The 13,383-nt window shown below is 46.4% G+C and carries 11 protein-coding genes; 8 read left to right on the top strand and 3 right to left on the bottom strand.

Annotation, left to right across the window (positions count from 1 at the left end; translation table 11 throughout):
• Positions 1-15 precede the first annotated feature (15 nt).
• The 7 genes from R7070_RS09280 to R7070_RS09250 all read left to right on the top strand — a co-directional run bounded on the left by R7070_RS09280 (position 16) and on the right by R7070_RS09250 (position 10,199).
• On the top strand, positions 16-423 hold the full coding sequence (locus R7070_RS09280) for a hypothetical protein (protein ID WP_256900400.1): 408 nt from the start codon (positions 16-18) through the stop codon (positions 421-423).
• A 135-nt stretch (positions 424-558) separates the two neighbouring features.
• A complete protein-coding gene (locus R7070_RS09275) occupies positions 559-1,950 on the top strand; it encodes a TolC family protein (protein WP_256900399.1) in 1,392 nt (463 codons plus the stop codon).
• A 164-nt stretch (positions 1,951-2,114) separates the two neighbouring features.
• Complete coding sequence (locus R7070_RS09270; RefSeq protein WP_256900398.1) at positions 2,115-3,833, top strand: efflux RND transporter periplasmic adaptor subunit; 1,719 nt, start codon at positions 2,115-2,117, stop codon at positions 3,831-3,833.
• Positions 3,834-3,835: 2 nt separating this feature from the next.
• Positions 3,836-7,045: an efflux RND transporter permease subunit gene (locus R7070_RS09265; protein ID WP_256900397.1), complete on the top strand. Its 3,210-nt coding sequence runs from the start codon at positions 3,836-3,838 to the stop codon at positions 7,043-7,045.
• Positions 7,046-7,121: 76 nt separating this feature from the next.
• Positions 7,122-7,688 carry a copper-resistant cuproprotein CopI gene (gene copI, locus R7070_RS09260; RefSeq protein ID WP_064354568.1) on the top strand — a complete coding sequence of 189 codons (567 nt, stop codon included), beginning with the start codon at positions 7,122-7,124 and terminating at the stop codon, positions 7,686-7,688.
• A 327-nt stretch (positions 7,689-8,015) separates the two neighbouring features.
• Positions 8,016-8,867 carry a carbenicillin-hydrolyzing class A beta-lactamase CARB-42 gene (locus tag R7070_RS09255; protein WP_005375420.1) on the top strand — a complete coding sequence of 284 codons (852 nt, stop codon included), beginning with the start codon at positions 8,016-8,018 and terminating at the stop codon, positions 8,865-8,867.
• A 282-nt stretch (positions 8,868-9,149) separates the two neighbouring features.
• Positions 9,150-10,199: a sensor domain-containing diguanylate cyclase gene (locus R7070_RS09250; protein ID WP_318141190.1), complete on the top strand. Its 1,050-nt coding sequence runs from the start codon at positions 9,150-9,152 to the stop codon at positions 10,197-10,199.
• 112 nt (positions 10,200-10,311) lie between these two features.
• On the opposite strand, the gene R7070_RS09245 is transcribed toward R7070_RS09250, so the two are convergent.
• Positions 10,312-10,464: a hypothetical protein gene (locus R7070_RS09245; protein WP_005375418.1), complete on the bottom strand. Its 153-nt coding sequence runs from the start codon at positions 10,462-10,464 to the stop codon at positions 10,312-10,314.
• Positions 10,465-10,710: 246 nt separating this feature from the next.
• Here R7070_RS09245 and speG point away from each other — a divergent pair, with 246 nt between their 5' ends.
• Positions 10,711-11,250 (top strand): spermidine N1-acetyltransferase, encoded by a 540-nt coding sequence (speG, locus tag R7070_RS09240; protein ID WP_005375417.1) that lies wholly within the window; start codon positions 10,711-10,713, stop codon positions 11,248-11,250.
• A 47-nt stretch (positions 11,251-11,297) separates the two neighbouring features.
• On the opposite strand, the gene R7070_RS09235 is transcribed toward speG, so the two are convergent.
• The gene (locus tag R7070_RS09235; protein WP_064369133.1) at positions 11,298-12,095 is read right to left on the bottom strand and encodes a hypothetical protein; all 798 of its coding nucleotides are present in this window, start codon (positions 12,093-12,095) and stop codon (positions 11,298-11,300) included.
• Between the two features lie 176 nt (positions 12,096-12,271).
• On the bottom strand, positions 12,272-13,357 hold the full coding sequence (locus R7070_RS09230; protein WP_140106540.1) for an OmpP1/FadL family transporter: 1,086 nt from the start codon (positions 13,355-13,357) through the stop codon (positions 12,272-12,274).
• Positions 13,358-13,383 lie beyond the last annotated feature (26 nt).

Genomic DNA, 13,383 nt, shown 5'->3' with positions numbered 1-13,383 from the left:
TCCATGGGAACAAGTGTGCGCCTAAAAACGATGCATACAATTTGGTTAACGCTTTTTACATCACTGGTACTGTTGGTATCGAGTGTGGTGAATAGTGCCCCGATGATGAACATGCAAATGATGTCGAACAATCAAATGACTCAACACCCATCAATGATGGATGAACAAGATTGTGACATGCCTGAAATGAAAGACCACATCATGGCATCTCCTGTCGAAAAAAATAGTTCGAAAATAAACTGCAATGGCGGCTCCGGCATGGTACACACTTGCTGCACAGCAGCCTGTACCATTGTATTTGTCCCTTTACCTATCCCTGTAAATCGTACATCACCAAATGTTTACCGTGCGCCGATAACCCCTGATGTTCTATCTCCTATTGTGCACGTCAGCCGCGACCTGTATCGACCTCCTATAGCCTAAATCCGTCCTAGCATTCGACCCTGCGTATATCTCGCAGGTTGTGTTAATGCGCCTGAACGATGAGGTGACAAGGCTTTACTGTTCCCGCAATAAAATCCGCACCTCCATCGATCCGGCGAACACTGGATTTAGATTATGGATATCAAACCATACCGCTTAGCTGCACCTATTTTTATGGTGGCTCTGGTCGCTGCGCCAACCTTGGTTAACGCCGCTGGTAAAGAGACGCACGCAGCACAAAATTCCGCATCAAGTGAGCGAGCTTCAACGACCAAGCTTGCCCAACTGATCAACGTCGCTTTGAGTAACGATGGCAATCGTAAGCAATACTCAGCGCAATCTGCTGCCATGCGTGAAACGGGCGTCGCGAGTGCGACCTTAATCGACCCAAAACTGAAAGTGGGTTTTGGTGGCTTGCCTGTCGACAGCTTCAAATTCGATGAAGACCCAATGACCAACATCTCCGTTGGTTTAATGCAACAATTTGAGCGTGGCTCGACGCTTGATTTACAGCAGAAGAAAGCCAATCAACAAGCTGACAGCCTTGGGCTTCAAGTCCATGCTCGTGAGCTTGAGGTAGCCAACAACATGACTCAACTTTGGTTAGAACTTGGTTACCAGCAACGCGCTGAACAAATCATGCTTGAGAACCGCAAGTTGATGAAGGAGATGGAAAGCTTTATTCAAACCAACTATTCGATTGGTAAGAGTGAAGCGCAAGATCTGCTTAACGCCCAACTTCAAGTCAGCAAGTTGGATGAGAAACTGCAAGCCAACGCACAAATGCAACGTCGTCTTATCTCTCAACTCTCCGAATGGTTGGGGTCAGATTGGTTGGCGAATGAACAGGCCCTGCATGCGAGCAATCAACTTAATTGGGACACACTGAACAGCAAACTTGCTGCCAGTCAGGGTTCCACCAAGCATTATCAGCAACTCAGTCAACACCCGATGGTTAAGATGGCCGACGTCAGCATTTCTGCCAATAAAACGCAGGTGGAAATTACTGAGCAAGCCTACACCCCACAATTTGGCGTCGAAGTAATGTACGCCTACCGCCAAGCCGACAACATGATGGGTGAGCCAGCATCAGATTTGGTCAGCGCTTACCTCACCATGGACATTCCGTTGTTTACGGGTGACCGCCAAGATCGCAATCTCGCGGCCGCTCAATACCAAGTTGGCGCGGCACAATCACAAAAAGACACCTTACTAACGCAGATGAATGCCAAGGTGAACACTTTGCTGGTTGATCGCGGCAACTTAACCCAGCGTTTAGAACGTTATCAATCCACCTTATTGCCTCAAGCGAAAGCGCGCATTCAAGCCGTTGAGCGGGGTTATCAAAACAACACAGCGCAGTTTAACGATGTGATTTCTGCCACGACTGACGAGTTGGCTCTGCAATTAGAGCAACAACGTCTGCTGACCGATCTCAACATCGCAAACAGCAATTTAGCCACCCTACTCGGTGGTTTCGACTACCAAGTGGCTTCACCGGAAGCTCGCTCTATTTCGACATATTAATTTGTGATTCCCCAAGACAGTTGGGGCTGCAGCTAGGCGGCAAACGAGAGAATCCCATGAGCACTTTCCCTAACAAACTAAGGGATCTGCTATGTGATTTGGGTGAACGAGAGCAGGCAACAACGCTGTAGCGTCAAATGTGAAGGGGAAAATAAGGTAATACAATGAAAACATTAAAAATTGCAACCATCGCGCTGATTGTTGGTGGTGCTTTAGGGTTTGGTGCTAATCATTTTCTTACGGGCTCGGCTCACGACATGAGTGCGATGGGTGGCGAATCTGCTGCAAGCTCTAATGATCCGCTTTACTGGGTTGCCCCAATGGATCCGAACTACAAACGCGACAAGCCGGGTAAATCCCCAATGGGCATGGATTTGATTCCGGTTTACGCAGAAGACCTATCCGGTGAACAGGACGCACCGGGTACAGTGACTATTGACCCTTCAGTAGAAAACAACCTAGGGGTTAAAACCGCAAACGCGACACTACAGCAGTTATCACCACGCATCGAAACCGTTGGTTATATTGCCTTTGATGAAAGTCTGTTATGGCAAACCAACGTTCGTGTGGCGGGTTGGGTAGAAAAACTCTACATCAATGCCGTGGGCGAGAAAGTGAAGAAAGACGATGTGCTTTTCACGCTTTACTCTCCAGAACTGGTTAAAGCACAAGAAGAATTGCTGAATGCGTACCGCACTGGCCGCAAAGGTCTTGTAAAAGGCGCGACCGAACGCTTGGTAACGCTTGGTGTTGACCGCGCTCAAATCAAATCCATTACTCGTAGTGGTAAAGCATCGCAAACCATTGAAATCAAAGCGCCTGCTGATGGCGTTATCGCGAGCTTAAACGTGCGTGAAGGTGGCTATTTGTCTCCTGCGCAAGCGGTGATCAGTGCAGGTCCCTTGGACAATGTTTGGGTTGATGCGGAGGTCTTTGAGCGTCAAGCACACTGGATGAAAGCAGGTTCTCAAGCCACGATGACCCTTGACGCGATTCCGGGCAATGAATGGCAAGGTGTTGTCGATTACGTGTACCCAATCCTCGATCCGAAAACTCGTACGTTGCGCGTGCGCCTTAAATTCCCTAACCCAGATGGTGCATTGAAGCCAAACATGTTCGCCAATATTGCCTTGCAGCCTGTCACGGACGACGCAGTATTAACGATTCCCAAATCATCTGTTATCCGCTCTGGCGGTATGACTCGCGTTGTTCTGGCGGAAGGTGATGGCAAATACCGTTCTGCTCGAATTGAAGTTGGCCGCGAAGCTGGCGAACAAATCGAAGTATTACAAGGACTTAAACAAGGCGACAAGATCGTTACTTCATCTCACTTCATGCTCGACTCTGAATCAAGCCAGTCGGCGGATCTGTCTCGCATCAATGGTGTAGAAGCAGCGGCAGAAACGGCATGGGCCAAAGGTGAGATCACGGATGTGATGAAAGATCACCGCATGCTGACCATCAACCACCAGCCTGTACCAGAATGGGATTGGCCGGGCATGGTAATGAACTTCACTTTCGCAGATGGCGTTGAAATGGGTGACTTGAAAAAAGGTCAGGCTATCGAATTTGAAATGCAAAAGACGGAGTCCGGTCAGTACCAAATCATCGACTATAAGGCAGACAACAGCGTCATTGCCGCAGAAGTTTGGCTAACTGGTGACATTAGCATGCTGATGGCTGATTTTGGCATGATCACCTTAAACCACCTACCGGTTGCAGAATGGAACTGGGATGCGGGTGAGATGAACTTCTCTGTGGGTGAAGATGTTGATCTATCGGGTTTTGAAGAAGGACAGAAAGTTCGGTTTCTAGTTGAAAAACAAGGATCTGACTACGTTCTTAAACAGCTAGTTCCTGCAACAACAGCCGTCGAGGGTTAATTATGATCAATGCAATTATTCGTTGGTCACTGAGCAACCGATTCCTAGTGTTGGTCGCGACCTTAGCCCTTGTATTAGGCGGACTTTACAGTGTAAAGAATACGCCTGTTGATGCGATTCCGGATCTTTCTGATGTGCAAGTGATCATCAAGACAAGCTATCCGGGTCAGGCTCCTCAAGTCGTCGAGGATCAAGTCACTTACCCACTCACCACCGCCATGCTTGCCGTGCCGGGCGCTGAGACAGTTCGTGGCTACTCCTTCTTTGGTGACTCTTACGTTTATATCATTTTCAACGATGATACCGACATGTACTTGGCACGTTCACGCGTGTTGGAGTACTTAAGCCAAGTAGCACCAAAGCTGCCACCGAACGCAAAACCAACCCTAGGTCCTGATGCAACGGGCGTGGGCTGGGTTTACAGCTACGTATTACAAGACAAAACCGGCAACCATGATTTGGCGGATCTTCGCAGCCTGCAAGACTGGTTCTTGAAGTACGAATTGCAAACCGTTGATGGCGTTTCTGAAGTCGCTACCGTGGGCGGTATGGTGAAGCAGTATCAAGTGCAGATTGATCCTGCCAAGCTGCGTGCTTACAACCTCACTCTGCAACAAGTGAACATGGCAATCCAAAACGGTAACCAAGAGACCGGCGCGTCTGTTATCGAAGTGGCGGAAGCCGAACACATGGTTCGTACCACGGGTTACCTAACCAGCATTGAAGACATTAAATCACTGCCGCTAAAAGTCACCGAGAAAGGCACGCCGTTGCTATTAGGGGACATCGCAGACATTAACCTTGGCCCACAAATGCGCCGTGGTATCTCAGAGCTGAATGGCGAAGGTGAAGCGGTCGGCGGCGTTATCGTGATGCGCTTTGGTGAAAACGCCAGTGAAGTGATTGCGAAAGTTAAAGACAAGCTAGCAGACCTACAACGCAGCCTGCCAGAAGGCGTGGAAATTGTGGCAACCTACGACCGCTCTACCCTTATCGATTCAGCGGTAGAAAACCTATGGAAAAAGCTTGCAGAAGAGTTCATCGTCGTCGCGATTGTGTGTGCGTTGTTCCTGTTCCACATTCGTTCTTCATTGGTTATCGCTCTGAGCCTACCGGTTGGCATTCTCACTGCGTTTATCGTAATGCATTGGCAAGGCATCAACGCCAACATCATGTCCCTTGGTGGTATCGCGATTGCCATCGGTGCCATGGTAGATGGTGCAATCGTGATGATTGAAAACGTTCACAAGCACATTGAACGAACGCCACTTACCGACAAAAACCGCTGGCAAGTAATTGGCAAAGCCGCAGAAGAGGTTGGCGCACCGCTGTTCTTCTCGTTGCTGATCATTACTCTTAGCTTCGTACCGGTGTTCGCCTTAGAAGGCCAAGAAGGCAAGATGTTCTCGCCGCTTGCGTTCACTAAGACTTACGCCATGGCAGCGGCAGCAGGTTTGGCGATCACACTCGTCCCTGTTCTTATGGGCTACTTCATTCGCGGTAAGATGTTACCGGAACACAAAAACCCAGTTAACCGCGGCTTGGTCGCGCTGTACCGCCCGCTGTTGAACACCAGCTTAAAATACCCTAAGACCATGATTGTTATCGCATTAGGTCTAATGGCATCGGCTTACTACCCAACCAGTAAACTGGGTAGCGAGTTCATCCCGCCGCTGGATGAGGGCGACTTGATGTACATGCCAACGACCTATCCGGGTATCTCAATTGGTAAAGCGCGCGAGCTTCTACAACAAACCAACAAGCTGATCAAAACCGTTCCAGAAGTGAAAACCGTATGGGGCAAAATTGGCCGAGCTGAGACCGCAACCGATCCAGCGCCACTCACCATGATTGAAACCGTGATTCAGTTGAAGCCACGCGACCAATGGCGCGAAGGGGTAACAACGGAGTCACTGCGCAAAGAGTTCGACAAGTTGGTTCAGTTCCCTGGTCTTACTAACGCTTGGGTAATGCCTATCAAAACGCGTATCGACATGTTGGCAACGGGCATCAAAACCCCTATCGGCATTAAGATCGCCGGACCTGATCTGAAAGTGATTGAGAAGATCGGTTCTCAGCTAGAGCCAATTCTTAATGGCGTACAAGGCACGGCATCGGTTTATGCAGAACGTGTAGCAGGTGGTCGTTATGTCACGATCGACATTAAACGTCGTGCAGCAGCGCGTTACGGCTTGAGCATCAAAGACGTTCAGCAGGTGATCTCCACTGCGGTGGGCGGCATGAATGTGGGTGAAACCATCGAAGGCTTGGAGCGTTACCCAATCAACGTTCGTTACCCACAAGACTACCGTGATTCAGTGGTTAAACTGCAAAACCTACCATTAGTCACACCAAATGGTGCTCGTATTGCGCTGGCTGATGTAGCGGACATTCGTTACGAAGACGGCCCTCCGATGATCAAGACGGAAAACGCGCGTCCAAACGGCTGGGTATTTGTCGACATCGATGGTCGTGACCTTGGCTCTTACGTCGTGGAAGCACAGCAAGTCGTGGCTGATCAATTGGAACTTCCTGCGGGTTACTCACTGGCTTGGTCTGGTCAATACGAATACATGGAACGTGCGAAAGACCGCTTGAGTGTCGTGGTACCAATCACCATCGCCATTATTATGCTGCTGCTTTACTTCAGCTTCCGTCGCGTTGGCGAAGTGATGATCATCATGCTTACGCTACCACTCGCTATGGTTGGTGGTTTGTGGCTCATGCATATCCTCAACTACAACTTCTCGATTGCTGTTGGGGTCGGCTTTATTGCCCTCGCAGGCGTCGCGGTTGAAATTGGGGTCATCATGCTCGTCTACCTCAACCAAGCATGGCACTACAAAAAGCTGGATGCGGAAGAGAGCCAACAGAAGCTTGAGGCGAAAGACCTAACCGATGCCATTCGTGAAGGTGCAGGCCTGCGTGTCCGCCCAGTAATGATGACGGTACTGACGGTCATTATTGGTCTGATTCCGATCATGTACGGCGAAGGTACAGGATCAGAAGTAATGCAACGCATCGCCGCACCAATGATTGGCGGTATGGCATCGGCACTGCTGCTGACGCTGTTGGTACTTCCAGCCATCTTCAAGCTGTGGAAACAACGTGAGTTGCGCCCAAACAACTCAACTCCGAGCCAAACAAGCACGCAAACTGGCAACCAAATCGAAAACGCCGACAGCACAGATCGCACTGGCAACAAGGCTTAATCCCTACCTTCCCCTCAATCAATTCGTTTGGGGGGAAGCAACCAAGTTATTAATGAATTAAAACAAGGATATAAAAATGAAAAAGACACTAATCACTCTTGCTCTAGCCCTAACAACAACGACTGCGTTTGCCCAAATGGATCATTCAAACATGGACCACGCGAACATGGCTCATAGCAACATGAAGCATGAAAATATGGACCACGGCAGCATGAAGATGGACCACAGTAAAATGGACCATTCAAACATGATGGATATGCCGGGCATGTCGGCAGTAGGTATGCCAGCAAAAGGGGCAAAGCCAGACAAGGTGGTACACGTTATCTTGGGTGATGACATGACCATCAAGTTCAAAAAAGACGTTAAGATTGAGCCAAACGATGTGGTGCAGTTTGTAGTCATGAACACAGGTAAGATCAACCACGAGTTTACGATTGGTTCGGCTAAAGAGCAGCTAGAACATCGCGAAATGATGAAAACAATGAGTGGTGATCACATGCACGACTCGGGCAACTCTGTGACGGTCGAACCGGGTAAAGCGAAGCAGTTGTTGTGGCATTTCCACGGTGACAACAAGATTGAGTTCGCGTGCAACATTCCGGGCCATGCAGAAGCGGGCATGGTTAAAAAGATTGAACTGTAAGTAATTATCCAAATAGGCAAAAGGAGCTGATGATTCAGCTCCTTTTATGTCTCTGGAGCAAACTATTCGTTAGCTCATGACAAGGAATTCTGAGCCAGTGTCTCACGCTAAGATATTTTTGTGACCGAATCACTGACGTAATATATAAGCCAAACTACAGGCCTTGATAGCAACACTCTTCTCCCCATATTGAGACTGTTTAAGCGTATTGCGAAGAATCCTACATAAAATAGACATAGATTTAACAGTGCTTAGAGTATTGGCTCGTTATAGTTTACGTGACATCGCTATGGTGCGAACTAAAACTAAAATTGAAGAACACGATCCATGAAAAAGTTATTTTTGTTGGCTGGGCTAATGGTTTGCTCAACCCTAAGTTACGCGTCCCAACTGAATGAGGACATTTCTCTCCTCGAGCAACAAACCTCAAGCAGAATTGGGGTGTCAGTTTGGGATACCCAAGCAGACGAGCGTTGGGATTACCGTGGCGATGAACGCTTCCCACTCATGAGCACATTCAAAACCCTAGCTTGTGCCAAAATGCTAAGTGATATGGACAGCGGTAAGCTAAGTAAAAATGCGACCGCAAAAGTCGATGAGCGCAGTATCGTTGTATGGTCTCCAGTGATGGATAAGCTCGCAGGCCAAAACACACGCATAGAGCACGCGTGTGAAGCCGCTATGTTAATGAGTGATAATACCGCAGCCAACTTAGTATTAAATGAAATTGGCGGCCCTAAGGCCGTAACAATGTTTCTGCGAACAATTGGAGATAAAGCAACGCGCCTAGACAGAATAGAACCTCGCTTGAACGAAGCCACACCAGGCGACAGCCGCGACACAACCACACCTAACGCCATACTAAACACTCTTCGAACTTTGGTCGAAGGCGAAACGTTGTCTTATGAGTCTCGTGTACAATTAAAAATCTGGATGCAGGACAACAAAGTTTCAGACTCGTTAATGCGTTCTGTATTACCAACAGGTTGGTCTATTGCAGACCGTTCTGGTGCGGGTGGTCATGGTTCGCGTGGCATTAACGCGATTATATGGAAGGAAAATCATCGACCTGTTTACATTAGTATTTATGTCACAGAAACCGAGCTCTCACTTCAAGCTAGGGACCAGCTCGTTGCGCAGATAAGTCAGTTGATTTTACAAAAGTACAAAGACAATTAAGTCTCTACTCACCTGACCCCATTTGTATCCTTTTCTAGCCCTTCTCTTCCAGAAGGGCTCATTCTGTACTTCCATCTTAAAAACACCACTTATTGAGTAATGACTTACTTATAAATAGGTATAAGATTTACTTATTTAGGGTGAGTTAACGCCCACATTAAGCAACCAAATGCACACAAACGGCGATAATTAAACCATACTCTTACCAAGAAGCACATTTTCTACAAAATAGCTTCACGTAATTTATTGTTGGTATTTGCAACATTGCCAAGGAGATGTCTATTGAGACTTGAAAGAACTTTTAACCCTGATGACTTATCGATGCAAAACATGGAAAGTCCGATATGTATGCCGATAGGGTTTGTTCACTTTTTAGCTCAATCGGAAACACTACAGCAAGTACTTGATACGGTGGCAGAATGGATAAATCGTATATTTAATTCTGACCGTGCGAGTATCACACTTTATGAAAACAATGATCATCTAAAGGTCTACTCTTTCTCTGGTAGTAAAGCGATTCCCGCTGAATTTTTAGTGCCCATTCATCAAGCGTTTGTTGGCCGAGTGTTCAAAAAGCAACAACTGATGATCTGCGATGATGTTACGCAATCTGATGAGATCGATTGTATGATGCTCGCATCCAATGGTATGGGTACGTGTATGGACGCGCCTTTAATGCACGGTAAAGTCTGCCTAGGAACGCTTAATGTTGCGCATCATCAAACGCACATTTACACAAACGAACAAGCGGCACAGCTTCAGTGCATCGCTAATTGGATTGCTTTAAACATTGCCCTTCATATACAGATTATGAAGATGGAGCACCTCGCCACGACGGATGATCTAACAGGTATTCCAAACCGCAGAGAGTTCATGCGACAAATCGAAAGCCGCCTAAATGAATACCGAACCCAGGGCATTGACTTCCATGTTGCTATTTTAGATCTCGACAATTTTAAAAGCCTCAATGACCAATTTGGTCATGACGCAGGCGATAAATCACTGATCCATGCAGTTAATACTATTAAAAGTCATCTACTTGATTGTGACTTACTTGCCAGAGTTGGCGGTGAAGAGTTTGCCATCGTATTAAGAAGTCGCTCATCACAGCAAGCTCTAGACACATTAGAAACGATTCGTAATGCACTAGAAACGACGACCGTTCAACATTCAGGTTGTGATATGAGCTTCACCGCGAGTATTGGGGTAACTCAAGTCTGTCGTCTCGACGACTCATTTGAACCATTAGTTAAACGCGCCGACTTAGCACTTTACAAGGCAAAAGAAACTGGAAGAAATCGCGTTGAGTTTCATATTGGTGAAGAAAGGTAGAAAAAATAAAAAAAGGTAGCGACTCATTGCGCTACCTTTTATCGATTCTAACCCGCTTAAAATAACTAATACGAACTTTAAGCCAGTTAAAAATAAGAATGAGCAAATTTAATTATGCTTTCTTAAGATCTTTAGCTGGGTAAGTTAGTGTTTTTTCGCCTGCTTTTACATGTGTGTAAAAACCGCCACTGCTTAAACCTGTAACAACCATTTCGCCAAGATCGATACCTTTAGTCGCTACTACTACGTCACCGATTGAAAACATATTGAATACCTTGTTTGTTTAGATTAAGACACTAAGTCGTTGCGCGGTATTTAATACGATATTAGGCAAAGCACCTAATCGAGTTTTTTATCGTAAAGATTAATTTATATTTGTCGTGAACTCTAAGTTTCCACATTGAAAATCACAGGATATTTTCCAAAAAAAGATGCGCTATTCTTGTGAAATACGGTAATATTTTCTAGCATCAAGTGCGGAGGTATTCTCCGCCCTCATTGGAGAAAAATGATGAAGAAAGGCCTAAAAATGCGTGCATTAGAGCGTTCTGATTTGCGCTTTATTCATGAACTGAATAACAACCGAAATATCATGGCCTACTGGTTCGAAGAACCTTACGAGTCTTATGACGAGCTCGAAGAACTTTATCGAAAACATATACATGATGACGCTGAAAGGCGTTTTGTCGTCGAAGATGAAGACGGCATCGTAATTGGCTTAGTTGAGCTGATCGAGATTAACTACATTCACCGCAGCGCGGAATTTCAGATAATCATCGCCCCAGAGCATCAAGGCCGAGGTTATGCGACAGAGATGATTAATCGTGCGTTAGATTACTCATTCTCAATTCTTAATCTACGTAAAATCTACTTATTAGTCGCAGTGGATAACGAAGTCGCTATTCACTTATACAAAAAGTGCGGCTTTATCGAAGAAGGTCACCTTGTAGAAGAATACTTTATTAACGGCGCTTACAGCGATGTTAAGCGCATGTATATATTAAAACACCAGTACCAGAAAAAGATCGAAGAAAACAACTCAATTCACTAGTTCATTCTATCAAAGTAAAAACGCAGCTATTTGGGCTGCGTTTTTATTTATTCAAATTGATATTGATATGATAATACGATGCGCTTGTCTGCTTCATCCAAATAGGTGTTGTTGTCCATGCCAAACGTCATTACGTTAAAAGAGTGGCGTTTGCTCACGAGGTAACCAAGACCAATACCACCAAAGAAGCCTTTGTAGTTCTCTCCTTCACTGTTTTCTGAGCCGTAAGTGCCTGCTGCAAAGCTGATTAACGTCAGCTCTTTGGTAAACGATTTCAGCGCAAATGCACCAACGTAACCGCTACTGCCTGAAGAGCTCATCATATTGAAGCCATTCTCTGCACTTGGCGTACCCGTAAAGTTAGGCTCGCTACAGAGACTACTTTCTGCACCGTCACAAACAGGAACATCACCAGTGTTGTACGTATAGCCTGCCATTGGGAAAATTTGGAAGCCTGCTGGCTCAATCCCGAAATAACTTAGCGGCATAAAGGTACCAACGCTGTAGTTGGTTTGATCCGCGCCGTTTACGTATTCATTTTTACCGAAGTTGAAGTTCACGATACCGACCGGAAACAACCACGAGCCACCAATACGCCACTCGCTCGCATCATCATTGATACGCAGGTTAATTTTGCGCGCTTGGTCAAGCGCAAGTGAGCCCGAGAATGAGATGTTTTGATCATCAAAATCGTAGTTGTTTGCGTACGACGCGCCAAATTTCGTGATGACTTTTGTTGGGTCATCCGCCAACTTGTTTTTATTGTCTTTTACTCGATGCTCGGCACCATGAGCCAGCGTACTGACCAACAAAGTCGTACACACTAACGCTAGTTTGTTTTTCATTTTTTAGTCCTTTGAGATGTTGAATACCCGCACTTAGCTGCGCAGATACTTTTTGAATCATCACTCACTGGATGTGACAGAAGCGCCCTAACTACCTTAGATGGCATGACAGCATCCAGTGCAGGTAGTTAGGGTAGAATGGCCTGTAAGGAAGGCGTTTTAGCGATTAGGAATGATTAGTTTTTCCAGTTGTAGCTCATGCTCATGAAGTACAGAGCAGGCTCATCAAAGCCAGCTTGGAAGCGTGGAGTTTCTGACGATTCCATCAAGATCGCCTCAAACGCGAAACCAATTGAGTTTTCTGAATCCAATTTGTAATCAATGCCTGTACCAATGCGGTACGCCTTGCCAGTAGGAACGGTAATGTCACCGTTTGATTGACTTTCATACATGCTGGTATCGAATGCAAAACCTGCATTCCACATCATTTTTTCATTCAGTTTGTACTGAGTACCCAATGCGATTTGGTAAGTGTCTTGTGTCTCTACGTTCAGCGTGGTTGTGTATTCGCTCCAGTCTTGCCAGTTCACATTCCACATCACCGCTAGGTCATCATTCACTTCGTGGTAAGCACTGAAGATCAGTTGTTGCGGAGCAATGGAGTTACTATTGTCGAATTCAAATTCGGTTTCAGAAGAGTAAGACAGACCAAGACGCGTGCCTGGTGTTGCTTCATAAAGCACACCTACTCGGCCGTTGAGCTGAGTATCTTGGTCTTCGTCATTGAAGTTCAAGGCTCCCTTCGTTTCCACTTCATACATACCGTACTGAATGCCAAGCGCCGCACCCACAGACCAGTGATCATTGATGCGGTAAGAAGCGGAAGGTTGAATGGTCAAGGCTTGCGTTGTTGCTGTAGGAATATCTAAGTGATTATCCAAAAGACCTTCGTATTCTAGGCCAAGACCGTAGTTGCCATACAGACCAATACCCAGCGTCCATTTGTCGTTCACTTGTTGGCTGTAAAATGCCGACGCCATAGGAACAAAACCAATCACGTTGCCCGCATCGCCAGTCATCGTGTCTAGTTGCGCGTCACCGTAAAGGCCAATCAGGTTACCAGAGAAAGATTTACCAGAAACATTCGCCAGACCAGCCGGGTTTGCTGCCATTACTGAGGCATCTTGCGCACGAGCCGCCATACCAGCGGATGCCAAACCAATATCCGATGCTGTTGTTTCGTAAAGGTATAACCCACCCGCTTGCGCAGCAGCACAAGTCAGTAGAGAACTCGCTACGACGATTTTTGAAAGATTTTTCATGTTAAAACCTATTATTGTTAGGGGAA

The organism is Vibrio sp. 1557, from assembly GCF_033340175.1.
Taxonomy (GTDB): domain Bacteria; phylum Pseudomonadota; class Gammaproteobacteria; order Enterobacterales; family Vibrionaceae; genus Vibrio; species Vibrio alginolyticus.
Note: the sequence above shows the minus strand (reverse complement) of the source record. Positions and strands in the feature narration are given on the sequence as shown.